Annotated in this window: 21 protein-coding genes and 3 tRNA genes; 10 read left to right on the plus strand and 14 right to left on the minus strand. The window is 47.1% G+C overall.

Annotated elements, in window-relative coordinates:
* The first annotated feature begins 16 nt into the window (after positions 1-16).
* The 4 genes from ACE3T3_RS00155 to ACE3T3_RS00170 all read left to right on the plus strand — a co-directional run bounded on the left by ACE3T3_RS00155 (position 17) and on the right by ACE3T3_RS00170 (position 1,339).
* Entirely contained in the window at positions 17-901 is an 885-nt protein-coding gene (locus tag ACE3T3_RS00155) for an alpha/beta hydrolase (RefSeq protein WP_374662995.1), read from the plus strand.
* A gap of 132 nt (positions 902-1,033) precedes the next feature.
* Positions 1,034-1,109, plus strand: a tRNA-Glu gene (locus ACE3T3_RS00160).
* A 24-nt stretch (positions 1,110-1,133) separates the two neighbouring features.
* Positions 1,134-1,209, plus strand: a tRNA-Glu gene (locus ACE3T3_RS00165).
* A 54-nt stretch (positions 1,210-1,263) separates the two neighbouring features.
* Positions 1,264-1,339 (plus strand) — tRNA-Glu (locus tag ACE3T3_RS00170).
* Positions 1,340-1,413: 74 nt separating this feature from the next.
* Here ACE3T3_RS00170 and ACE3T3_RS00175 read toward each other — a convergent pair.
* The 7 genes from ACE3T3_RS00175 to ACE3T3_RS00205 form a co-directional block, all read right to left on the minus strand.
* On the minus strand, positions 1,414-2,010 hold the full coding sequence (locus ACE3T3_RS00175; protein ID WP_374662996.1) for a YiiX family permuted papain-like enzyme: 597 nt from the start codon (positions 2,008-2,010) through the stop codon (positions 1,414-1,416).
* A gap of 108 nt (positions 2,011-2,118) precedes the next feature.
* Positions 2,119-3,363 (minus strand): NADH:flavin oxidoreductase/NADH oxidase family protein, encoded by a 1,245-nt coding sequence (locus ACE3T3_RS00180; RefSeq protein WP_374662997.1) that lies wholly within the window; start codon positions 3,361-3,363, stop codon positions 2,119-2,121.
* Between the two features lie 110 nt (positions 3,364-3,473).
* Positions 3,474-5,096, minus strand: a complete 1,623-nt coding sequence (locus tag ACE3T3_RS00185) for an ABC transporter ATP-binding protein (protein ID WP_374663213.1) — start codon at positions 5,094-5,096, stop codon at positions 3,474-3,476.
* Complete coding sequence (locus tag ACE3T3_RS00190) at positions 5,071-6,084, minus strand: ABC transporter permease (RefSeq protein WP_374662998.1); 1,014 nt, start codon at positions 6,082-6,084, stop codon at positions 5,071-5,073. The genes ACE3T3_RS00185 and ACE3T3_RS00190 overlap by 26 nt, the downstream gene beginning before the upstream one ends.
* A complete protein-coding gene (locus ACE3T3_RS00195) occupies positions 6,084-7,151 on the minus strand; it encodes a microcin C ABC transporter permease YejB (RefSeq protein WP_374663215.1) in 1,068 nt (355 codons plus the stop codon). The genes ACE3T3_RS00190 and ACE3T3_RS00195 overlap by 1 nt, the downstream gene beginning before the upstream one ends.
* 24 nt (positions 7,152-7,175) lie before the next feature.
* Positions 7,176-9,011: an extracellular solute-binding protein gene (locus ACE3T3_RS00200; protein ID WP_374663217.1), complete on the minus strand. Its 1,836-nt coding sequence runs from the start codon at positions 9,009-9,011 to the stop codon at positions 7,176-7,178.
* A 30-nt stretch (positions 9,012-9,041) separates the two neighbouring features.
* Positions 9,042-12,398, minus strand: a complete 3,357-nt coding sequence (locus ACE3T3_RS00205; protein ID WP_374662999.1) for a LysM peptidoglycan-binding domain-containing protein — start codon at positions 12,396-12,398, stop codon at positions 9,042-9,044.
* A 207-nt stretch (positions 12,399-12,605) separates the two neighbouring features.
* On the opposite strand from ACE3T3_RS00205, the gene dnaQ reads away from it, so the two are divergent.
* The 3 genes from dnaQ (at position 12,606) to nudC (ending at position 16,529) form a co-directional block, all read left to right on the plus strand.
* The gene (dnaQ, locus tag ACE3T3_RS00210) at positions 12,606-14,000 is read left to right on the plus strand and encodes a DNA polymerase III subunit epsilon (protein ID WP_374663000.1); all 1,395 of its coding nucleotides are present in this window, start codon (positions 12,606-12,608) and stop codon (positions 13,998-14,000) included.
* Between the two features lie 127 nt (positions 14,001-14,127).
* Positions 14,128-15,756 (plus strand): chemotaxis protein, encoded by a 1,629-nt coding sequence (locus ACE3T3_RS00215; protein WP_374663001.1) that lies wholly within the window; start codon positions 14,128-14,130, stop codon positions 15,754-15,756.
* Entirely contained in the window at positions 15,756-16,529 is a 774-nt protein-coding gene (nudC, locus tag ACE3T3_RS00220; protein ID WP_374663002.1) for an NAD(+) diphosphatase, read from the plus strand. Before ACE3T3_RS00215 ends, nudC begins: the two co-directional genes overlap by 1 nt.
* Before the next feature lie 94 nt (positions 16,530-16,623).
* On the opposite strand, the gene ACE3T3_RS00225 is transcribed toward nudC, so the two are convergent.
* From ACE3T3_RS00225 to ACE3T3_RS00240, 4 genes are all read right to left on the minus strand, one after another.
* Entirely contained in the window at positions 16,624-17,505 is an 882-nt protein-coding gene (locus ACE3T3_RS00225) for an alpha/beta hydrolase (RefSeq protein WP_374663003.1), read from the minus strand.
* Positions 17,495-18,181, minus strand: coding sequence for a BON domain-containing protein (locus ACE3T3_RS00230; protein WP_374663004.1), 687 nt, complete (start codon positions 18,179-18,181; stop codon positions 17,495-17,497). Before ACE3T3_RS00230 ends, ACE3T3_RS00225 begins: the two co-directional genes overlap by 11 nt.
* 63 nt (positions 18,182-18,244) lie before the next feature.
* Positions 18,245-18,658, minus strand: coding sequence for a YraN family protein (locus ACE3T3_RS00235; RefSeq protein WP_374663219.1), 414 nt, complete (start codon positions 18,656-18,658; stop codon positions 18,245-18,247).
* Between the two features lie 58 nt (positions 18,659-18,716).
* Positions 18,717-19,661 (minus strand): penicillin-binding protein activator, encoded by a 945-nt coding sequence (locus tag ACE3T3_RS00240; RefSeq protein WP_374663005.1) that lies wholly within the window; start codon positions 19,659-19,661, stop codon positions 18,717-18,719.
* Positions 19,662-19,671: 10 nt separating this feature from the next.
* On the opposite strand from ACE3T3_RS00240, the gene rsmI reads away from it, so the two are divergent.
* Both rsmI and ACE3T3_RS00250 read left to right on the plus strand, forming a co-directional pair.
* Positions 19,672-20,523 (plus strand): 16S rRNA (cytidine(1402)-2'-O)-methyltransferase, encoded by an 852-nt coding sequence (rsmI, locus tag ACE3T3_RS00245; RefSeq protein WP_374663006.1) that lies wholly within the window; start codon positions 19,672-19,674, stop codon positions 20,521-20,523.
* A 346-nt stretch (positions 20,524-20,869) separates the two neighbouring features.
* Positions 20,870-21,280 carry a hypothetical protein gene (locus ACE3T3_RS00250; protein ID WP_374663007.1) on the plus strand — a complete coding sequence of 137 codons (411 nt, stop codon included), beginning with the start codon at positions 20,870-20,872 and terminating at the stop codon, positions 21,278-21,280.
* Between the two features lie 28 nt (positions 21,281-21,308).
* Here ACE3T3_RS00250 and ACE3T3_RS00255 read toward each other — a convergent pair whose 3' ends face one another.
* From ACE3T3_RS00255 to ubiH, 3 genes are all read right to left on the minus strand, one after another.
* Positions 21,309-21,557: a hypothetical protein gene (locus ACE3T3_RS00255; RefSeq protein WP_374663008.1), complete on the minus strand. Its 249-nt coding sequence runs from the start codon at positions 21,555-21,557 to the stop codon at positions 21,309-21,311.
* Between the two features lie 178 nt (positions 21,558-21,735).
* Positions 21,736-22,980: an FAD-dependent monooxygenase gene (locus tag ACE3T3_RS00260; protein ID WP_374663009.1), complete on the minus strand. Its 1,245-nt coding sequence runs from the start codon at positions 22,978-22,980 to the stop codon at positions 21,736-21,738.
* Positions 22,977-24,185 carry a 2-octaprenyl-6-methoxyphenyl hydroxylase gene (ubiH, locus tag ACE3T3_RS00265; RefSeq protein WP_374663010.1) on the minus strand — a complete coding sequence of 403 codons (1,209 nt, stop codon included), beginning with the start codon at positions 24,183-24,185 and terminating at the stop codon, positions 22,977-22,979. The genes ACE3T3_RS00260 and ubiH overlap by 4 nt, the downstream gene beginning before the upstream one ends.
* 478 nt (positions 24,186-24,663) lie before the next feature.
* Between ubiH and ACE3T3_RS00270 the strand changes: the two genes are divergently transcribed.
* Complete coding sequence (locus ACE3T3_RS00270; RefSeq protein ID WP_374663011.1) at positions 24,664-25,011, plus strand: carboxymuconolactone decarboxylase family protein; 348 nt, start codon at positions 24,664-24,666, stop codon at positions 25,009-25,011.
* The last annotated feature ends 40 nt before the right edge of the window (positions 25,012-25,051 follow it).

Consider the following 25,051-nt stretch of genomic DNA (forward strand, 5'->3'; position numbering starts at 1 on the left):
GTTGCGGGAGCTGCTTATGAATATTGTTTTTATTCACGGTATGAACCAACAACGCCAAACTGCACGATCTTTAGAAAAACGCTGGCTCAATTTGCTTGAGCAAAGTCTAAAAAACATCCATCAGCACTGTCATTTTCCTTATTTAAAGCAGCATTTTCGTATGCCCTTTTATGGTGATTTACTATCACGCCATCATTTAGAAAACACCTTAAGCGCCAGCACACTGATGCCACAAACATGGATACATTTACCATTTATTCATCCTGCAAAACCGGAAGAACATCAACCTGCAGCCAATCCGCTGCCAGAAATGCAGATGAATGATAGTCACAGCTTTCAGCATGAACTACATACGCTGGGCGCATTAAGTAAAGATTATGCATTGCGCGATTTTGCCCTGCTGATGAATTATTTTCCGAAATTGCATGCCACACTGTTGCACAAATTTTTAGTTGAAACTTATCTGTATTTATCCAATCCGCATTTTATGCACGAAGTTCATGTGCGCATACATGAACAATTACACAGCACCAAACCAAATGTCATCGTGGCGCATTCCTTAGGTTCTGTGATTGCCTATCATTTTTTGCTGCTACATCCTGAATTAAATGTGCCTTGCTTTATTACCCTTGGTTCTCCCTTAGCCTTTCGGGTAATTCAAGGTCATTTACCACAGCCCATTCAGCGCCCTGCTGTAATTTCAGGCGACTGGATTAATTTTTATTCACATGATGATTTCCTGACTGCTTTTCCACTACAAAATGCACCTTTTGATTTCAGCCCCGCCATTATTAATCACCAAATCCGCACATCGATCGATCGCCCGCATGATATCGACGGTTATTTAAAACATCCTGACGTGATTCAGGCCATTGTCGATACGTTTAAAAATTCAACATAAACAATGTATTTTTCAAACAATTGCATCAGATTGTTTTAAATTTATGCACTCAGCACCTAAAACTGAAATTATTTATAGAAATGCGTTTGACACCCCCCCATTTTCACCCTATTATACGCCCACCTCTGAAACGTCCCTATCGTCTAGAGGCCTAGGACATCGCCCTTTCACGGCGGTAACCGGGGTTCGAATCCCCGTAGGGACGCCAATTTTCAGAAGTACATTTTATTAAGTCCCTATCGTCTAGAGGCCTAGGACATCGCCCTTTCACGGCGGTAACCGGGGTTCGAATCCCCGTAGGGACGCCATTACTTCAAATGATTTGATCAAAAGTATTGGCTTTAAAATTGATCTTCTGTACTGTCCCTATCGTCTAGAGGCCTAGGACATCGCCCTTTCACGGCGGTAACCGGGGTTCGAATCCCCGTAGGGACGCCATATTCGAGATTGATTCTTTCTAGAGTCATCTTATAAAAAAGCCCAAGCATAATGACTTGGGCTTTTTTATTGCTTTAATTTCTAAATACTTCTTGCAAATGCTTCGAATCATAAATGGCTTTCGGCGCAATCACCGTTTCACTTAAAGGAATGTTTTGACCATAGCGTTGCTTCATCAACTTTTGCACTGAACTTTGTTTTAAATCAAATTGTTTTAAGTGTTGTAATGGCGCAAGCTGAATACCCAAGGCTTGGTCATAGGCTTTCCAAATAATTTCAGAACAATAGATTGCACGGTTTGACCATTCAAAATAAATATCATAAGGACGGCCGAGGTATTGCTCAGCATTTTTTACCAACTTTTGTTTTTGACTCACATTTAAAGCTGACTGCATTCGCTTAACCACATAATGCCCTTTTACCCCACGTGCAATCCATTTATTCAGTGCAGTATATTGCACAGGTTGTATCGCCTCTAACACCCAAGTTTGACCGTTTTTATTCACAATCATCCCCATATGACTATAAGGTGAATGAGTTACCTGCTGAATGACTAAACTTTGCTGTGATTTTGAAATATGAAAAATAATATCCCCAGTCTGAAACTGAGGATTGGCAAATACATGTGAACTGAGCCCACAGACAAACAGCATATAAATTATTTTAAACATGAATCATTTTTATCGTATCAAAACAGGATGACCCTCCACTTGGTCAGTAAAAGGGTCACCCAATGAAAAATTACAGAAAATACGTAGACTTAAATTCCTTCAATCCGTCTAAGCCGATTTACGTGAATTCACTCGGCCTTTAATCACCGCAGTTAAATTGCCTTTTAAATAATTAAAGAACACTTTTAACGGCGACAGTTTTGGATTCGGCTGTTTGCCTTCACCAATGGCTTTAAACTGCGCGGCATACCAGATGATTTCCATAATCGCCATTTTATCAACCATAGGAATACCTGTTTTAATTTTATCAACACCATAACGCACATCCTGACCTGCAATTAAGCGGTCTGCCAGCGCTGTTTCTACCGCAAATGGACGCGCAATACCGATAAATTCGCATGCGCCACTATCCAGCGCCGCATTCATGCCTTCAACGGTACGGAAGCCACCTGTCACCATGAGATAACATTTCACTTCTTGACGGATTTTTGCTGCAAAATCTAGGAAATAGGCTTCACGGGCAATGGTCGATGCTTTGCGTTTATCTTCCTTGGCACCGGCCATAGCTGGCGCTTCATAGGTACCGCCAGATACCTCGATCAGATCAATGCCCGCTGCATCAATGGCTTTAAATACGGTCACTACATCTTCTTCAGTGATGCCGCCACGCTGAAAATCGGCTGAATTGAGTTTTACCGAAATAATAAAATTGTCAGACGTTGCTTCGCGGACGGCTTTATAAGCCTCAAGCAAGAAGCGCATACGGTTTTCAATGGAGCCGCCCCATTGGTCGGTACGTTGATTGGTTAATGGCGATAAAAACTGGCTGATCAGATAACCATGCGCACCATGCAGCTGCACGCCTTCAAAACCGGCTTTTTCACACACCGCTGCTGCTGTAGCAAAACGCTGGATAATATCTAAAATTTCTTCTTCACGCAGTGCGCGCGGTGTGCCAAAAGTGGTTGCCAACATTGGGCTAAAAGGAACAGCTGAAGGTGCAACCGTTTCTTTGTTTAAGCCTTTCGGACATTGGCGTCCCGGATGCGACAGCTGCACCAATTGCACCATGCCGTATTTTTTACCGACATCAGCCCATTGCTTAAGTAAAGCCAAATCGCGTTCAGACTCAACTCCAACCACGCCCGGTTCATTTTTGGCGCGTAAATCCACCATCACGTTGCCGGTAATCGCGCAGCCTAAACCGCCCTTAGCCCAGGCCTCATACAAGCCAAAATGCAGATGGTTTGGCTGCCCTGCCATATTGGCTAGCGCCTCGCTCATTGCGCCTTTAATAATGCGGTTTTTAAACTGTGTATTGCGGATTTGAATTGTTTTAGCAAGATGGCTCATGTGGTGATATCCATTATTTTAATTGATGCCTTTACTCTAATGACATTTATGTGCACGTCAATAGCAGCTAGACAATTTATATTGTCACTTTAGGCAAAGCCAGCCCTGCCTTAATACTGACTGGCGGCAATTAATTTCTGCGTATATTCTGCCTGCGGATGTGAAAATAGTTGATCCGTATCCTGAAATTCAACCACTTGTGCATGACGCAGCACCAGCACTTTTTGGCACAGCGCTTTCACCACTTGCAGGTCATGGCTGATGAACAAATAGCTCATGCCCGTTTCTTGCTGCAAATGGCGCAGTAATTTTACAATCGCACGCTGTGTGGTACGGTCCAATGCCGAAGTCGGCTCATCCATAATCAGCACTTTTGGCTGCAGCACCAACGCCCGTGCTAGCGCAATCCGCTGACGCTGACCGCCTGACAGTTCATGTGGATAGCGCTGTTTAAAACTGACTGGCAATTCCACCTGCTGCAAAGCCGCCTCAATTTTCGCGCTGATTTCCGCCGCTGACAGCTTTTTCAGCGCCAGACCTTCACCAATAGTCTGCTCAACATTCAAACGCGGGTTTAAGCTGCTGAACGGATCTTGAAATACAATTTGAAAATCACTGCGTAAAGGCCGCAGCTGTTTTTCATTCAGCCGATTCAAATCCTGCCCTTGCAATAGGATTTGGCCTTCACTGTCAATTAATCGCGAAACCGCCAAAGTCAAGGAACTTTTACCTGAACCGCTTTCACCGACAATGCCAATGGATTGACCTTGCTGCAACGCCATACTTAACGGTTCAACTGCGACAAAGTAATCTTTGATCCGATTCAGCAAGCCTTGCTTGATTGGAAACCTGACGCCTAAATTTTCCAATTGCAGCAGTACGGGCCGAGCTTCAAGCTTTAATGCTTCACCAAAATCATGATTCAGCAAATCTCGAGTATAGTCCTGCTCAGGCGCAGCAAAAATCTGCTGTACGCCGCCCTGTTCCACAGCCTCGCCTTTGTGCATCACAATCACTTGATCGGCATATTTACGCACCAGATTCAGGTCATGGCTGATTAAAATCATCGCCATCTTACGGCTTTGCTGCAGCTCTTTAAGCAAATTCAGAATCTGGGCTTGCAGGGTTACATCCAGTGCTGTGGTTGGCTCATCAGCAATCAGAATCTCCGGATCCAGTGCCAAAGCCATCGCAATCATCACCCGCTGACGCTGACCGCCAGACAGCTCATGTGGATAGCGCTTTAATTTTTCTTCAGGTTCAGGAATGCCGACATCTTGCAGCAGCTGAATCACTCGCTCTCGGGTTTTGGCTTTTGACCAACCACGCAGCAGCAGGCTTTCACCGATAATTTTTTCCACACGATGCAGCGGGTTTAGCGCAGTCATCGGCTCCTGAAAAATCATTGCAATCTTTTCACCGCGGATTTGGCGCAATTGTGCTGAGTTCATCGCCAAAAGGTTTTGCCCGTTTAGCAACGCCTGCCCTTTAACCTGCAAATTTTTCGGCAACAGCCCCAATATGGCTAGGCTACTGATGGATTTTCCAGAACCACTTTCACCCACAATCGCCAGTGTTTCACCCGCCTGCAACTCAAAATTCAAGGACTGAACTAAAGCCAGCCCTTCATATTCAATATGCAGCTGACAGACCGACAGAATTGGACTTTGCTGTTTTGTATTCTGCTGCACGGTATTTTGCGGCATATTATTGACGTCTTGGATCGAATGCATCACGTGCCGCCTCCCCAATATAAATCAGCAATGACAACACAATCGCCAAGGTGAAAAAGCCTGACAGCGCCAGCCACGGCGCATTTAAATTATTTTTACCCTGCAGCAGCAGCTCGCCTAATGACGCTGCATCTGGCGGTAAGCCATAACCTAAAAAGTCCAAAGCTGTCAGTGCAGTAATATTTGCGGTCAGCATAAACGGCAGTTGTGACAGACTCGAACTCATGGCATTCGGCAGTATATGTCGGAAAATAATCGCGCGATCCGACACACCTAAACTGCGCGCCGCGCGTACATAGTCAAAATTCCGTGCCCGCAAGAACTCTGCACGCACCAAACCGACCAATGCTGTCCAGCCAAACAGCAGCATAATCACAAACAGCCAATACACGCTTGGGGTAAACATACTGACCAAAATCATCACCATAAACAGCATCGGCAAGCCGCCCCATACTTCCAATATGCGCTGTCCAATCAGATCGACCCAACCACCGTAATAGCCTTGCACCGCGCCCACAATAATACCAAGCAATGCTGAAGCCAGCGTCAAAGCAAAGCCGAACAGCAGTGAGACTCTTAAACCGTAGAGAATACGCGCCAAAACATCACGGCCTTGGTCATCGGTGCCCAGCCAGTTTTGTGCAGTTGGTGCAGATGGCACTGGCACGGCCAATTCTAAATTTGGGGTTTGATAGGAAAAATGATTGATCGGCCACAGCGCCCAGCCTTTTTCATCAATCAATTGCTGCACCGCAGGGTCTTTATAATCCGCTTCGGTTTCAAATACACCGCCAAACTCAGTTTCAGGGTAACTTTTAAATGCGGGCACATACAGACTGCTGCCGTATTTAACCAACAGCGGTTTATCATTGGCAATCAGTTCTGCACCAAGCGACAGCACAAAAATCACGGTAAAAACAATGAAGCAGCCAAAACCCAGTTTATTTTGCTTAAAGCGTTTTAACCGCGCTTGCATAATTGGGGACATTATTTTGCTCCCCGTGATTCAAAGTTAATCCGCGGATCAATGACTTGATACAGCACATCACTGATTAAACGCAGAATTAAACCCAGCAAGGTAAAAATAAATAATGTACCGAAAATCACCGGATAATCACGCTGTACAATGGCCTCAAAACCCAGCAGACCTAAACCGTCTAAATTGAAAATAATCTCAATAAATAAATTTCCGACAAAGAAGATGCCTATTAATGCTTCGGGCAAACCTGCAATCACAATCAGCATCGCATTACGAAATACATGGCCGTACAACACGCGTGACTCGGTTAAGCCTTTGGAACGCGCTGCCAGTACATACTGCTTATTCAGCTCTTCCATAAAGGAATATTTGGTTAAATAGGTTAATCCTGCGAAGCCGCCAATCACCATCGCCAGCAGCGGCAAAGTCATATGCCAGAAATAATCGGTGATTTTGCCCCACAGACTGAGTTCAGCAAAATTTTCCGACACCAAGCCTTGCAGTGGAAACCATTGAAAATAGGAGCCACCGGCAAAAAATACAATCAGCAGAATAGCAAAAGCAAAGGCTGGAATGGCATAACCGACTGCCAGTAACATCGACGTGGCTTTATCAAACAATAAGCCATACTGACGGGCCTTTTTAATGCCTAAGGGAATCGACACCAAGTAAATCAGCAGTGTACTCCATAGGCCCAAAGACAGTGAAACCGGAAGTTTTTCCCACAGCAATTGAGTCACAGGTTTATCTTTAAAAAAACTGGTGCCAAAATCTAAAGTGGCATAACCTTTCAGCATGTGCCAAAAACGGATATGGGCCGGCTGATCAAAACCATATTGCGCTTCAATCTTTTGCACCATCTCTTCACTCAGGCCTTTGGCGCCTTGATACTTACTGCCGCCTTGCGCAGTTTCTCCACCGCCCGCGGTTCCCATGCCCTGAAAAGCTTCGGCCTGCTGAATCGCTTGTTCCACTGGCCCGCCCGGTGCGATCTGAATGACAATAAAGTTAATCAGCAGAATCACCAGCAGTGTGGGGATAATCAGCAGCAGACGTTTTAAAATATAGGTGCCCATCATTATTATCCTTATGCTTTGGGCTTATTGCTTGCGCAAATAGCTGGCGACTTTCTGCGCTTGTGCAGTATCGCTCCACCAGTAATCAATACCGGTAGACAATTTCGGCTTCACGGCTGGCTGTTTATACATATTCCAATAGGCCAGCCAGTTTTCCCCTTTGCCATAGGTCGGAATTTGATAATAACCTGCCCGCAGCAACCGGTCTAAAGCGCGCGTGCGGATGACCAAAGCCTGCCGGTCTGGCGCACGGATCACCTGCTCGACCATCGCATCAATTGCGGGATTTTTAATGCCCGCATAATTGTAATTGCCGGGCTGATCCGCCGATGCACTGCCCCAAAACTGTGCCTGTTCATTGCCCGGGCTTAAGGACTGCGGCATCACACTGGTGGTCATATCAAAATCTTTGCTGCGCATGCGCTCGATGTATTGCGGCACATCCACTTGACGGATATTTACCTGTATGCCCAAACGCTTCATATTACGCACAAAAGGCATCAAGGTGCGCTGCAAACCTTCCTGATGGATCAGAAATTCAATTTGAATCGGCTGGCCTTTTTTGTCCAGCAGCTGGCCATTTTTATATTTGTAGCCTGCATTGAGCAGTAACTGACGCGCTGTCAGCAGGTTATTGCGGTTGAATCCACTGGCATCTGAAACAGGATACTTCCAATTTTTCAACACCCCTGCACGCTGCACCGAATCCAATTTCGGCAGCAGCGGTTTCAGCACCGCCAGCTCTGCGGCTGAAGGTGTACCTTTGGCTTCCAACTCACTGTTGGCAAAATAACTTTGTAAACGGGTATATTGTCCATAAAACAGCGCCTTATTCTGCCATTCAAAATCATAGGCATAGGTCAGCGCCTGACGCAGACGGATATCCTGAAATGGATCGCGGCGGGTATTAAAGACAAAACTTTGCGTGGCAATCGGGTTGCTGTGCTTAAAACGGTATTTCACCACCATGCCAGCTTTGACCGCAGGAAAGTTATATTCCGTCACCCATTTGCGCGCAGTGTATTCTTCATGCAAGGTGTATTGCCCAGACTTAAAGCCCTCAAAGGCAATATCTAAGCTGCGGTAATACACATATTTCAGGCGGTCAAAGTTATAGCGGCCTTTGTTGACAGGCAGATCTTTAGCCCAGTAATTCGGATTGCGTTTAAAGCTGAGGCTGCGCCCTGCATCAATACGGTCTAAGAGATAAGGCCCTGAACCCAAGATCGGCTGCATGGTCACGCGGGTAAAATCTTTTTGGGCCCAGTCTTTTTTCGAATAGATCGGCATCTGCGACAAAATCAGCGGCATTTCCGCATTATTGTCCGATTTAAAACTCATTTTGACTTGATGCTTGGAGAGCACTTCGGTTTTAGCCAAATCGGCCAAATACATTTGCAGGCCCGGATTGGATTTGCTCTGATAGGCATCAAAGCTGAATTTGACATCTTCTGCTGTTACGGGCGAACCGTCACTGAATTTAGCTTTGGGATTCAGATGAAAAATCACATAAGCAGTTTTCTTTGGATCAAACGTCGCCTTTTCCGCCAACAGCGGATACATTACCCCCGGCTCATCGAGCGAACTGCTCATTAAGGAGTCAAAGAGATAATTGACGCCATCGGCGGCGCTGCCTTTGCCATTCATGCTGTTTAAATTATCAAAAGTACCATTGCTGGCAGTACTGAGATAACCGCCTTTAGGCGCGCTGGCATTGGCATAGGGCATGGCCGGCAAAGAGGCATACAGCGGCGTACTATGCAGCGCGATATAAGGTGTGGTCTGCACTGCTGCCCACGCCCCTTGCGTTAAAATAGCCCCAATTGCCAGCACATAAGGATTAAGCTTGGCTAATAAAATATTCACAGCGCTCCCTGCGGTGTTCTGGCTTTAGTTCGGGACTTTAATGACTTCACCAATCCGCAGCTGCGCCGAAGGCTGAATATTATTTAGCTCAGCCAGCGCACTGCTGTTCATGCCATAACGGCTGGCAAGGCCAATCAGCGTATCGCCGCGCTTGATGCGGTAATCAGACACCGTTTTCGGAACCTGAATTTTTTGCCCCACGCGCAAACCTGCTTTGGCGCTCAGATTATTCAGCTCAGCCAATTCCACAACGCTCAAACCCGTACGGCTGGCAATCGAATTCAAAGACTCGCCTGATTTCACGCTATAGCTTTCAGTATTGCGCTGCTTGCCTGATGAAGACGGTGCAGCGGCCTGCGCGCTAGACGATGAAGCCAACTTGCTGTTTGCCGCTGGAGCCGATTGTTCAGCTTCCGCTGTATCTTCTGCAATTTTCAGCTTTTGCCCAATACGGACTGGGCTGTTGCGGTTCAGATTATTCAGTTCGGCCAAATAGTTCAGCTGCAGTTTATATTTTTGCGCAATGGATGTCAGGCTTTCCCCCGATTTAACCGTATGCGTATCCGGCATTAAGCCAGCAGCGGATTTGTCATGCTTTGGCGCCGTTTTAGCTTCCGCTTTAACTGAAGCTTTCACTTCTGGTTTTTCTTCCGGCGCATCACCGGTCAGCTGCAGTTTCTGTCCCACACGCAAACCGGTATTGCGGCTGATGCCGTTAACATTGGCAATATAATCAATGCTTAAATCATAGCGGCTGGCGATAGCGGATAAACTGTCGCCAGATTGCACCACATACTGTTCAGGCGTTTTATTTTGAGCCGGCACTTTCAGGCTTTGCCCCGCGCGCAGGCCGGTATTGGCAGCGATGCTGTTGATTTCAGCCAGCTCAGCGACACTGATTTTGGATTGCGCTGCGACGCTGTATAAGGTGTCACCGCGCTGTACGCTATAGCTTTCGGTCTTGTAGCTTGGTGCAGCTGTTTTCGTCTCAGCTTTTGCAGCAGATCCTTTCGCATCTGATTTCACAGCAGCGCTTTCATTGGCCTCATTCACATCATTCAAAGGCACATTGATTTTTTGACCCACCATTAAACTGCTGCCTGCAGTCAGGCCATCGGTCAAATCTGCCAGTTCCTGATTGGAAAGCGCATAGCGGTCAGCAATTAATTTCAAATATTCGCCGCGCTTCACGGTATAAGGCTTGGTTTTCACTTTCAGCGCTTTTTTCTCAGCTTCAGCTTGCTTGCTGTCTGCTTCAAGTTTGGCCTTAGAGGCTGCAGTTTCTTTTAACGCCAATTTTTGGCCGACGAATAAACCGCTGGTGGTGCTGAGATTATTATAATCCGCCAGCTGCTTGACGGATAAGCCGAATTGGCCGGCAACGCCGGTCAAGCTGTCATTGGCTTTGACAACATAGCTTTCAGGCTGCGCCTTTGCAGATGATGGTTTCGACTTGGTTTCATCTGGCTGCGCTGCAGGTTTAGCATCATATAAATAGATGGTGGTGCCGACAAATAATTTAGAGTCCGCATCCATTTGGTTCCATTTTGCAATATCACGCCAGTTCACGCCATTTTTCATGGCAATCACAGCTAAGGTATCGCCCGACTGAACCGTATAGGTGCTGCGCTTGCCTTTCGGCGCAACCACCACGATTTCGGAATCCGTTTTAATGATATTTTTGCCTTGATTGCGGCGGACTTCATCTGAATCAGGACGGGTGCTTTCCGCTACGCTTTTAGGATAGGCAAAGCCTTTGGTCAATTCTTTGCCTTGCTGTTCTGCCACAGACAAGCTGGTTTGAATAGCCGTCAGCTTAATTTTGCCGTCATACGGATCGACAATTTCTGTGCCTTTAGGCGCCAGCGCTGTCAGCTCCTGAACCACTTCATCCTGCTCGGCTTTGGTTGCAACCGGTTTCAGCACTTCATCAACCGTTTTGGTCTCGCCTTCGGCTTTAATCGCCGCCATAATCTGTTCACGTTCTTTGGCCGACAATGGCGGCTCAGCAGATACGGATTTCACTTGGGCGCTTGGCGTTACCGCAACAGGAATACGCGGCGCGCTAGGAATATCAGTACTGGATGCAAAAGCCGCCAGCGCTGCAGAACCTTGCGGCGTTTGAGCTTGCGGTCGGCCTAAGGCTGAGGCGCTGCTTGCTGCTGGAGCAGCAGGTTTTGATGCTGAGATCGCCGGCGGCGCCGCTTTAGACGGAGTAATCACCTGCGTATTCAAAACTGGCGGAGTTTGACGCGATGGTGCAATGGCCGCATTATTTTGCGACAAATTCTGCGTTAAGCCGCCTGCCCAGTAGCCGCCAGATGATGATTTCATCTTCTTCAATTTTTCATCGACTGACGGGCTGATGTCTGCAGGAATTAAAATCCGCATTGGGCTGGATGTATCAATCACATCACCGCGGTGCCCAGGGTTCAATGAATACAGCTCAGACCGGCTGAGGCCTGTCACAGAAGCCACTTCATTCAAGTTTGCAGGCCCGACCACCACTTCACGAAAGTGAGGACGGTTGGCGATTGGCGGCAAACTTACACCGTATGCGCCAGGATTTTTTACAATTTGCGCTACAGCTAAAAAACGTGGCACATAGTTCATGGTTTCCTGCGGCAATTTCAATGACCAGTAATCGGTCGGCAAACCGGCAGCTTTATTGCGGTTAATCGCCTGCTGAATGCGGCCCGGTCCGGCATTATACGCCGCTAAAGCCAGCTCCCACGAACCAAACTGATTATACAGTCCGCCTAAAAATTCATAGGCAGCGCGTGTCGATTCCACTACATCACGGCGGCCGTCATACATGCTGGTCTGCTTTAAGCCGTAAATACGGCCGGTGCTTGGAATGAACTGCCAAAGGCCGGCAGCGGCCGCACTGGAAGTGGCTGCCGGGTCATATGAGCTTTCAATGACGGGCAGCAGCGCCAATTCTGTCGGCATGCCGCGGCGTTCCGCTTCTTTAACAGTGTGATACAAATAGCGTGAGGCGCGCGCGCTGAGGCGGTCAATATACGGCTGGCGAGAAGCGAACCAGCCGCGCTGCGCTTCAATGCGGGTATCCCAATGGTTGAGATCCATTTTAAAGCCCACGGTCATGCGCTTCCAGACATCACCATGTTTTAACACCTGCAGGCGGTCGCCTTCTACTGCGCGCATGTCTGTTGCAGACAGCAAATCTTCAAGGCCATCTAAGCTGTTGGCGTCCAAGTAGCCCGATGAACCAACCATTTTCGACTTCGAGGCGCTGGTTGCGCTTGAAGATGATGAACAGCCCGTTAAGCCTAAAGCCGCTAACGCTGAACCCAGTACTGTAATTTTAAATAATGACGGGAAATTAGGCTGACACCAGATTGTGGTTGGTTTATACATAAAAAAATCCAAACAACTCGTATAAAATTTATTTTTTAGATATGCCATTGTAGTGAAGCGGTACGCAGACACAAGGCGTTAATTTAACGCGTTTCCAGTATAAATGTTACAAGAAATTAAAAAATCATCAGGATATCCCTGTTCCAATTCCATTTGCGTTATACAATACTCCCCTGAACTCAGCCTTAACTATCCGGATTCACATTTATGTCACAAACAATCACGCTTTATGTCGATGGCGCCTGCAAGGGCAATCCCGGTTTAGGCGGTTGGGGGGCATATGTCATTACCGAATCCGAAGAACATAAGCTCTGCGGCGGGGAAGCCGAAACCACCAATAACCGCATGGAGCTGACGGCAGCCCTTGAAGGCGTGCTGTTTTGCCCTGCAGATGCCAAACTGGTGATTTGGACCGATTCCAATTATGTGAAGCAAGGCATTACCGAGTGGATTCACGGCTGGAAAAAGAAAAACTGGAAAGACGTAAAGAATCCGGATCTTTGGAAAAAACTCGACGCCGCTTGCCAAGGCCGTGAAATTGAGTGGAACTGGATTAAAGGCCATGCGGGACATGCCGGCAATGAAATGGCCGATCAATTGGCCAACCTGGGCGCAGAACAAACAGCGCAGCAGCTGAAAAATGGCGCTGCGGCAGCTGGCAACACCGATAAAAAAAAAGCTGAGCCGGACTGGCTGCTCACCGATCCCTTTGGTTTAGATGCCGCTGATGAGGAAGACGAAGCAGAGGAAATGAATGAGCCTGAATTAGAGCCCGCTGAAATTGCTCCAGTCGAAATGCAATCTGCAGATGATGCCGAAGAACCAGTAGAGGCGCCTGCGGCTCAAGCAGCGCCTGCTTCGCCGATGCACCCTAAAATTGTGATTACGCCTGCAACCGTGGATTTGCAAGGCCCGCGCCAGCTGATTCTGGATACGGAGACCACCGGTTTTTATTTTCAGGACAGCGACCGCATCATTGAAGTCGGCGCCATCGAAATGATCAACCGCAAACTGACCGGCAGCTCCATTCACATTTATATCAATCCGCAAAAACCGGTCGGTGAATCAGAGAATATTCACGGCATCAGCGATGACTTCCTCAAAGACAAGCCGCTGTATGCTGAAATTGCCGATACCTTATTTGACTATCTGAAAGGCGCGGAAATTATTGCGCATAACGCAACCTTCGATATGAACTTCCTGAATATGGAGTTCACCCGTGCCGGCTTCCCTGCACTGTCAGAAGTCTGCGAAGTCACCGATACCTTGGCCATGGCCAAAGCCAAGCATCCAGGACAGAAAAACTCCTTGGATGCGCTCGTGCGCCGCTATGAAATTCCGCAGCGTGACCGTACCTTCCACGGCGCCTTGCTGGATGCGGAAATTCTGTCCGATGTCTACTTAGCCATGACCGGCGGCCAGGTGTCTTTCGATATTGATGCCCTGACGCATAGTGAAGGCGCGCAAGGTGAAGCGGCCCGCCAAGCGGTGCAAATTGAGCTGGCGGCCATTTTACCCAGTGCCGAAGAATTGGCCGAGCATGAGAATTGGGTCAAACAATTTGAAGAAAAGCATGGCGCGCCTTGCCTTTTTGCAAAATAAAAACTCAATTTCCTGTTACTTTTTGTATTTAAACCGTTAAAACATACGCTATAGTAAAACAAAAGATGGCCCGCCTGAAACATGGCAGTTCACAAACAAGATAAAACCCTAGGAAAGGTGCAGATCCATGTCTTACCAAACCTCTATACATTTTGACCCAACGGCTTTGCTGATAATAAAAAATGAGGTTGATAACTCGATCAAGTTAGTCGAATCAGCAGTCAGCACCTTAGTAGAAGACCAGACTTTACCTTTCGGCATTGATGATGCGCTGAATCAATTCGAGCAATGCGCTCAAGTGCTTGCGCTGATTGATATGTGCAGCCTCGCTAAAATCGCTCAATACTCGGCGGAATTAATGCGCAAGATCATGGGGAATCCTGCCGTTATCAATGCTTCCGATGTGATTGCGCTGAGCGAAGGTACCACCATGCTGAAGCGCTATATCGAATTCATCTGCCTGCGCGAAGTCAAGATTCCGCAATTCCTGCTGGACACCTTAAACCGTCTGGAATTGGCTTTAGGCAAACCCTTGACGGCTGAAGGCCAGCATATTGAAATGCTGCTGGATTCCATTACGCCGGACTTCCAGCTGCCGCAAGCGCCGGCTTTGGAAAAATCGCAATACGTGCACCGCCTGTATAAGCTTGCGCTGAATAAACTGCTGAAGCAGGAAGAAAATGAATCTGACCTGCAAGCCATCAAACTGGTAGGCGCATATCTTTCCGGCATGTCAGACCGGCATCCAAGCAAGCAGTATTGGGGCTTAGTCTTCAGCGCTTTCAGCCAAATCGACCATTTGCTTATCAGCGATCCCCGCCTGCGCACCCTCATCAGCATTGAACGCAATATGGCGCAGTATTTCGGCGCGCCGGAACGCTTTAAAGCTTCGCTGCCAGACCTTGCCAATGTCCTGAGCCTATGCATCAGCCAGGAAGATGAAGTCTCTCAGCATATCCGTGAGCAGCTGCATATCGGCGATGAATTGCTGACTGATATTCAGCTGCAGGTGTTCAGCCGCCATTTATATGGCCCGGATTTTGACACCATGCACACCATCAGCGATCTTGTGACTGCTGAAATGGCGCAGATCCGCAACGATATCGAATACAACTATCAAAACATGACGCCTGAAAAAACCCAGGAACTGCAAAGCAAGTTGATGCAGCTGGGCAATATTTTCAAAGTGCTGAATTTGAACGAAGCGCATAACGACTTGACCCGTCAGGCGGCATCGCTGGATCAAGATGAAAGCTTTGCGCAGCAGCTGATGAATTGCATTTTATCGGCCATGAACTCGATTGGTGTTCTGGAGCGCCATCACACTTCGAGCCGTTTACAGCTTCGCGTCAATAATATGAATATTTCATTAGACCGTCTGGATGAAGCGCATAGCGCCTTGCTGAATGAAACCCGCGTGCAGATTGATGCAGCCAGCCAAACTCTGGTGCAATACGTGAAAGATCAAGATCAGGCGGTACTGGAAGCGGTGCCGGCGCAATTGCGTGAAATCGGCGGCGCATTGCTGTTCCTCAATGCAGAAACCGGGCAAAATGCGCTGAATACAGCGGCAGCCTTCCTGCAAGACCGCCTCGAAGCAGGCAAGGCCATTGACACGCAGCATATCAATCATGTGCTGGATACCTTAGCCAGCGCGGACATGCTGATTGACAATTTAAAAAATAATTTGCCTGTATTGCATTCCATGTTTAAAGTAGCAACGGACAGCAGCGATAAACTGAAAACAGCAGCCTAATGACCACACTTTCACTTGCCTATATTTTCAAACAGCAGCAGCTGCTGGTCGATGAACATTATCAGCTTCCACAAGTTGAAACACTGGCAAGTGATTTGCTGATCGGCACGGGTGATCAAGTGATTGCCCGTGACCTGCACGATGATGAATCCATCCCTGCCGGCTTGCAGCTGGTGCCGATCCGCCAGCTGCTGCAGCTGTGGAATATTAAAGAATTTGAACAGGCCAGCCGGGCCATTCAGCTTTTAGAATGGCGGCGCAATCACAAATTCTGCAGCCACTGCGGCCATCAGACAGAAGCGCATACCACTGAATACGCCATGATCTGTCCAGCCTGCAACTATCATCAATATCCGCGCGTGAATCCTTGTATCATTACCGTGATTACCCGCGGCGAAGATGAAATCCTGCTGGCTAAAAATGCGAAAAACACCCGCGGCATGTACGGCTTGATTGCAGGCTTTGTCGAAGTCGGTGAAACGCTGGAAGATGCTGTACGGCGCGAAACATTGGAAGAAATCGGCTTAAAGCTGAAAAACATCCAATATTTGGCCAGCCAGCCCTGGCCTTTTCCCAGCAACCTGATGATTGCGTATAAAGCTGAGTATGCGTCTGGCGAGATTAAGCTGCAGCCGGAAGAAATCAGCGATGCCGCCTTTTTCAAATTTGATCAGCTGCCGGAAATTCCATTTAAAGGCAGCATTGCGCATGCCATGATCATGCACGTCATTCACGGCACGGCCGTCGCGGATGATACCCAAGCTTGGCTTTAAATCCTTTGAGCCGCTTCTGGCGCATGTAATTGGCCCATAAAAAAACCGCTCCTATGTGAGCGGTTTTTTATGGCATGGCATTTGAATGCCTGACTTATTTTAAAGCGTCTTCCAAAGCCTGCATAATTTGCGATTTGGTGCTGAAAAAACGGCTGAAGATGCTGGAAACTGACCCAATCATGGTAATGTGGCCGACCCGCGGCACAGAAATCAGCTGGCTGTAATTGCCTAATTCCTTGAGCCTGGCATCCAAATCCGTACTGTTGCTGGGGCCAACAATATTGTCATTGGCCGCGGTAAACAAATAGTGCTTGATGGTGTTTTGCTGCACAAAATAATACGGCATCACCTGCTGATATGGCAGTTCCTGATCAAAAGCATCCGCACACAGCGGGTCGCCTTTGTAGTCAAAATGATACGGCCCAGCCAAGCCAATAATCGCGCGGATTTTGTCTCTGCTCAGCAGCTCATAGGGCTTTGGATTATACAGCGCCGACATGACATTAAAAGCGCCGGCTGAATGCCCCATCAGCACGATATTTTCCGTCACCACCTGCAGTTTCTGCTGTGACTGGCTGATAAAGTTTAATGCCAAGCTCAGATCATCGATATAGCTGGGAAAAATATGCGCTGGCGCCAGATGATAGTTGATGACTGCGACATCAAAACCTTCTTTGGCGAAGGCTTCGCCAATAAAGCTGTAGTCTTTTTTATCGCCATGCATCCATGCGCCGCCATGCACAAAGACAATCAGCGGCCGCTGCTGGCGCGGCGCGCTGCTGCGGTACAGATCCAAACGGTGGCGCGCTTTGAGGCCATAAGGCACATTTTTCTGTACGCTATAGCCCTGTTTTGGTGTTAAGCGGTTTAAAGCATAGCTGCCAAAATCATAAATGCGGAAATCCCGATACAGTATTTTGACCGCTTTAACGGTTTCATTCAGCTGGCGGGACCAGCGCTGCAAATTAAGGCGCATTCGGGTCAACGGCATCCGGGTCAATCGCTACAGGAGTTTGAGCAGCCGGCGCAGCGTTCAGCATCGGGGAGCTGAAGCTGGAAGCCATGGAGCTTTGCTGCGCTTGGTCAACATTATCCACCAGCGTGACGATTTTGGTGACATTGCCGACCTGCTGCAGCACTTGGTTCAAATCATTGATTTCAGCCGTATTCAAACGGCCCATCACATACAGCACGCCATCTTCGGTGTGTATATTGACTTTGCTGTCGGACACGATTGGCGCTTTCATGATCAGGCCGCGGGTATTGGCGGTAACTGCGGTATCCTGCATGATGGTGTTATAGCTGATTTGATTGCCCACGGTAATAAAGTTGTGAACGCTTTTTACATCGCTCATGGCTTTGACATTGTCTTCCGCCAGCTGCTTTAAATGCCCGTCCGGCACCTGCCCTGTCAGCAGCACATTGCCATGAAAACTGTCGATATTGATCCGCGACTGCTTAAAGCGCGCATCAAGCTTATACAAATTAATTTTTGCTGTTCTGACAATGGATGAATCAATAAAAACTTGGCCCAAAGAACGCGCGCCGCTGTCTGTGCCAACAGGAGCAGTCCCTGTGCCGCCAGCAATAAAACTTGCACATCCTGATAAACTCGCGACACACAGCATTGTCATTGCAATACGCTTAACCACTCGGCAAGACTCCTCATTTTTTTCAATCGTTTTCTATCTATGCATTTACACAGTCTATTTTGTTCAAAGATTAATAAACTCTGGATCAAAAGTAAAAGCATTTTCTATCCATTGCGAATCATAAGTGAAATTGGAAAATTCATGCTGTAGTGATTTTGCAAACCTTTGATAAAAATCAAAACAAATCACATCAAAGCGGCAATAGTATTGCTGAAAATGAGGGTGTGCATGCAAAAAATGCAGCGCTGTTTTTAGCATTTTACGCTGCTTATGTATGGAAACCGTTTCCGCCGCCTGTGCATATGCGGTTTTAGAACGCGCTTTGACTTCGATAAACAGCAATGACTGCTCCGAGGCGTACTGAACAATCAGATCGATTTCACCATAGCGGCTGTGATAATTGGCCTGCACCAAGACAAAACCCTGCTGCTGCGCCCATTTCAGCGCCTCCCGCTCGGCCCATGGCCCCAGCGTCATCATGTGGCACTGCTCAAAATATAGAAAAATGCGCGGTATTGAAAAAGATGAATCTGCATTAAAGCGCCGCCACGCCTTTGCGGGTATTTTGATAGCACTTTGGACTGCGCTGAATCTGATTGCCGCTGATTTGAATGCTGCCGGTGCGCCCTTCAAAAGCAAGGTTCTGAGCTGTAGGATTCTGCAGGTACAATTGCGCGATGCTCCACGCATCTCCGCCAAAAGCCAGCAGGCGCTGATACGGCATGGTGACCGGATGCTGATTATACGCGCTGTACATATCTGCCCACTGCCCGCGGTACAGCGCCGGCGTGTCGCAGAACTTGATGCCCAGCGGAATCGGTTGGCCTTCTTCAATCGCATTGGACAGCGTATAAATCTGTTTTTTTGGCAGCTTCTGCTCATTCAGCCAAGTATTGCCGCCCAGCAGCAGCATGGCTTGATGCTTCTTTAATTTCTGCGGATAGGCATCCAGCACCTGCATCGGCAGGCCAGCCTGCGCGACCAAAGCCATCAAAAACAGCTCATGCTCTGTTTCGGTTCCGGGCTGGCGCAGCACCAGCAGTTCCTGCACCTGATCTTGTTCCATGACATTTTTCAGCGCTGCTACATCATCTTTTTTAGACAGGCTGAACTGGGTAATATTGCCCGCCTGCTTGGCGCCTTCATTCAGCGTCAGCACGCGCAGTTTTGGCTTGGCTTTCATCAAGGCATCGACTTCACTGCGCCCCAAGGGGCCTACAATCAATTTGGTTTTGGCCGTGACATGTTTTTTCAGCACGCTGGCCAGCTGTTTCTGATCCGAATTAACAAATTTAACCGGCTCTTTCTCGCCAGAAGCGCTGTATGCGCTTTGAAAACCCAGCTTGATGCTTGAAGCCGCTCGCGCCATAGGGCCAGATTCGGGTAAAATAACCAAAACCTCTGCTTGGGCGCAGGTCATTCCTCCCATCAACGCCAATACAAGTAAATTTTTCTTATTCTTTTGCTTATTTTCAAACATGGAGAAACCTATGGGTGCTCAGTTATTTGTTGTTGCGACTCCAATCGGGCACTTAGATGATATTAGTTATCGTGCAATTCATGTGCTGAAGTCTGTTAGTATTATTGCCGCAGAGGATACACGAACTTCTGCGCAATTGCTCAAACACTTTAATATTCAAACACCGCTTACCGCCTGCCACGACCACAATGAAAGCAATAAAATTGATCAGCTGATTCAGCGCCTGCAAAACGGCGAAGATATGGCGTTGATCAGCGATGCCGGCACGCCGCTGATCAGCGATCCCGGCTTTAAGCTGGTGCGTGCAGCGCAAGAAAAAAATATTCGGGTGATTCCGGTACCGGGCGCCTGCGCCGCCATTGCTGCGCTGAGTGCCGTCGGCCTGCCAAGTGACCGCTTCAGCTTTGAGGGCTTTTTGCCGTCCAAGCAGTCGCAGCGCCTGCTTGCTTTAAATAAGCTGAAAGATGAAACCCAGACCCTAATCATCTATGAAGCGCCGCACCGCATTGTGGATTGCTTGAAAGATATGGCGGACGTTTTCGGCGCTGAACGTCCAGTCGGTTTTGCCCGTGAAATTACCAAGACCTTCGAAACTATCAAAAAGATGACTTTGGGCGAATTGGTGACTTTTGTAGAATCGGATCACAATCAGCAAAAAGGTGAAATTGTGCTGGTGATTGGCGGCGCGACTGAAGAAAAAGACATGGAGCAGGAAAAACTGGATCAGCTGCTGAACCGACTGCTGCAAGACCTATCCGTTAAAGCGGCATCACAGCTGGCTGCTGATTTGACTGGAATTAAAAAGAAAGTGGCATATCAGCGCGCTTTGGAATTGACCCAGCAAAATAACGGCGCCGAGTAAATCACCCAACAGCGCATGGCAAAGGCCTGATCATCCGCCCTTTGCCATTATCTGCACTAAAAATAGATTTTAAAGCTTCAAATTGCGCATTCACTTCCATGGCTGAATGCGCTTTTTTTATTCCGCTAACTTTATTCCGCACCAACTTCAATCTGTTTTAAGGTCAATCCGCTTTAATTTTAAATTGCTCTTACTATGAGTAGGGTCTGCTTTTCTATCGGCTCTATCCCTCGGCTTTTCCATCTAAGCTGCCCACAGCGCTGCGGCCCGATCAAAAAGCATCACTTGCTGAAAGGGATGCATGTTTTTAAAATCATTGCAGTTCATCAAAGAGCATGATGCAATAATGAAAACGATAAAAAGCGTGTATGTCTTTAATGTGTTTTGGCTGCTGGGGTTACTGCACATTGGCTATTACGGATCAAAACCTTATCCGCATTATATTTTTGATGAAATGATCACTCCAGATATTCAAGCGGTGCTGATGGCTTGCGCGGTGTATTCACTGTATTTTATTGCCGACAACCTGCTGCGCCTGACACCGTTTTGGCGCCAGATGCCCCGCTGGGCATATCTCTGTTTAAGCGCAATTTTACTGTTTCAATGCTTTGTCTCTTTTATCGGCGCAATGCATGCACCGCCTTACTGGGGCGCGCTGATCATCAACTGCATGCTGATCCTGCTGGCGCATCTGGTATTTTATCCCCTTTATGCGCTGCGCAGAAAATATGCACAAAAGAAAAACACCGCATCATAGCGGTGTTTTTATAGCTGATAAAGCAGGATCAGTCATGCGCTGCTTCATCTGGCGGCACTTCAGTAATTTTACCGCCGCGCGCTAAAAATGCGGCCACTTCATCTTCCAAAGATTGGCGCTGTTTCAGCTTCGCAGTAACAGTCAAGGTTTCCGCTTCGGCGACATCACCATCTGATGCGCCTTCAGCTGAATCTGATGCGCCTTTTTCAGCAGCTTTCGCTTCATCATCATCAACAGCAGAATCTTCTGCATCATCATAATCATTCATATCTGTCATCTTGCTCTCCCCACGAATGACGGCTTGTACTACTCAGGCAATTTCCTGATTTTGATTTAAAAGAAATTTAACAATCTCTTGAGCTTTCGCATAGAGCCAACAGTTAAAAAATTGTATATTTCTTAATCAAAATCGTAATCAAGTATTTACAGATGCTCAAAAAACTCGCTATTTCAGCCTAGGCGCTGTAACGGGTTTCTTTCAGCAAAGACAGGCCATTGGCCTGCGCCATGAACGCATCTTTCAGCGCAGGCTGGTTTTCGACCTGCTTTAAGCCAAAATTTCGCGCCCACACGACAGGAAACAAAGATGATGTTTCCATCCAGCCGATCGCAGACATGCTGTGCATCATGGCATCATTCTGCCCTTTGCGGCGGTGCTCATAGCGCTTCAAGGTCTGTTCATGCGCCCATACGCCACGTTTTAAATCATGCAGCAATGCATCACATAAAATGGCGGCATCCAGGCAACCAATATTCACCCCTTGCCCTGCCAATGGATGAATCACATGCGCAGCATCTCCAATTAGTGCCAGACCATCGCGCACATATTGCTGCGCCGCACGGGCTTTGAGAGGGAATTTTGCACGTGGTGTGGCTTCAAGCACTTCACCCAACATGTGATGGCTTTCACGCGTCAACAATTGGGTAAATTCAGCATCAGAAAGCGCCACATATTCGTCGGCATAATCATCAGGCAAAGTCCACACAATCGATTGCCAATAACCATTTTCCTCAGCTTTTAAACTGGCCATCGGTAAAAATGCCAGCGGCCCAGTTTCTAGGAAAATTTGACGTGCCACATGTTGATGTGGTTGTGCGGTTTTAATCGCACAACTGACACCAGCCTGCTGGTAATCTAAAACATCCAGATCAATAAAGGCTTGCTCACGAACAAAGGAGTTTGCGCCGTCTGCACCAATCACCAATTTGGTTTTAAGCTGTGTCCCATCGGCGAGATGAATAATCCATACCCCCACGCCTTGCTCTACTCGTGTCACTTTGACTTGGGTACGATAGTCTTGCAGCTGTTCCAGCATTTTTTCTTGAATGGCTAAGTTCAATAAGCTCGGCTCAACCATCGAACCCAATGCTTGCTCCACTCTTGGTGTATGTTCTGTGGCATGACCAAAGTTAATTTCACCATAGCCATTTTTATTCCACACCTGCATGCCAGTATAAGGTTGCTGACGGGCAAGCTTGTCCCAGACATCAACCGTTTGCAGTAAATGAATGGTTGCTTGACTAAGGGCTAAAACACGTGGGTTGGCAACACCTTTAGTTTTTTCAGCATCTAAAATGGGAGCTGCATCGAGTACAGTCGCTTGTACGCCACCTTGAGCCAACAATAAAGCCGTTAAGCCGCCAACTAATCCACCGCCCACGATGACCACATCAAGAATGTCTGACTGATTTAAACTCATGCTTTTAACCCCATTGCATAATTGGCAACCAGAGGTTTAATACCCGGAATAGTGTCAAAGGCCACCAAACCGGTATTACGGATCAGTTTTAAAATTGGGTTTTGATTACTAAAACCACGCACCACAGAGTCGCAGAACTTGATGACGCGTTGCTGATCGGTCAGACGGGATTTTTCATAATCCTGCAACATTGCGGCATCACCTAAATCGGCATGATTTTGTACTTGCTCAGTTAAATAGCGTAGCAGCACATAAGCATCACGCATACATAGGTTAAAGCCCTGACCTGCAACAGGGTGAATGGTATGTGCTGCATTGCCCATCAGCACCACACGCCCCACCGCTTGTTTCTCTGCAAGGACTTGGGACAGTGGGAAACTAAAGCGTTTACCGGTTTTTTGGAATTTACCTGCACGGTCGCCATAAGTTTCTTGCAAGGCATCAAGGAAATGTTGATCATTTTCATCGCCTAACCATTCACCTTCTGTGCCTTTAGGTACGGGCCAGACCACTGAACGGCGGTATTCACCCGGCAATGGTAATAGTGCCAATGGCCCTAAATGGCTAAAGCGTTCAAAACCGACATGGTGATGCGGTTTCGAAGTTTGCACGGTAGTAACAATCGCCACTTGGTCATAATCATGTACGGATGCCCCGATGCCTAAAGCTTTACGGCAGAATGAGTCTCGACCATCGGCAGCAATGACGATTTTAGATTGTAGTTTGAGCTGCTCATCGCCGCGCTGAGCTTCAATATAGGCATGGTCTGCATCTTGAGTAAGTGCAGTGACTTGAACGCCATCAATCAGTTCAATGAGTGATTCTTTTTTCACTTCAGTCAGTAGTACACGACCGAGCCATGCATTTTCAATCACCTGTCCAAAGCTTTCGACTTTTTCTTGTTCTGCTTTTAATCGTGCCTTGCCGAAACTGCCTTGCTCGGTAATGTTAACTTCTAAAATAGGCGTTGCATGCGCTTGTAAAGCATTCCATAAACCCAGCTCTTGGTAAATTTGCACGGTACGGCGTGACAAAGCACTGTTTCGCGCATCAAAGCTTGAATGGTATGGCGCAAGATTGGCATCATCATAATCTGGATATTTGATCTCTTCGAGTAGCTTTACGCCAATCTGGGCTTTTGCCAACATCAGAGCCAGACTCAGTCCGACCATTCCACCACCCACAATGATGACTTCTTGCTGCATGCTTTGATCCTTCTATGCGTATCTAGCGAGGTTTAGATACTTATAATCTTGATTGAATTTATCTTACCTCAAGGGCTTAGATTTTTATAATGAATTAGCAATTTGTTGCAGGCTTTTGCACTGAATTGAGTCAGGATCACTAGTACAAACACCTATTATCTTGTTTCAAAGCAGCCATTTATTATGTACAACCACTTAAAATAATAGCTCTTAGACAAAGCAAAAATGTAAATACCAAGCAGAAATCTCCAACTTTTCTCAAATAAAAATGTCTGCTTTTGATATATTCACTTTTTCAATTTTCTCAACAGACAGTTGATCTATTTATGTTTATTTCAGACTCTCATTAAGAAATACTACCTATTGAATTCCGCCCTGAATTCAATTCAATAATCACCACAATTAAACATCATTTCCCTAAAACAATATATTTATATACAATATATAATTAAATATACTGTTTAATTAGGGGATTTATATGAGCTATCAAGACACCACGCAAAACATTGCGAAGAATTTAAAAACCTTGCATCAAGATATGCCTAAACTGATGCAAGGTTTTGGCCAGCTCAGTCAAGCGGCTTTAGAAAATTCAGTCTTAGATACCAAAACGAAAGAGTTTATTGCCTTAGCAATCGCTGTGGAAAAACGTTGTGATGACTGCATTGCATTCCACACCAAAGCGTTGGTCAAACTCGGTGCAAACCTTCAGGAAATCGAAGAAGTTTTAGGCGTAGCGGTCATGATGGGAGGAGGTTCTTCTTTGATGTTCGCTACACATGTGCTGGATGCATTTCATGAGTTTAGCAATCAAGCTGCGAAATAAAGCATCAAAGTTTGAATGACACTGAATCGTAAGTGTTTAC

It is taken from the genome of Acinetobacter sp. (assembly GCF_041919735.1).
GTDB lineage: Bacteria > Pseudomonadota > Gammaproteobacteria > Pseudomonadales > Moraxellaceae > Acinetobacter.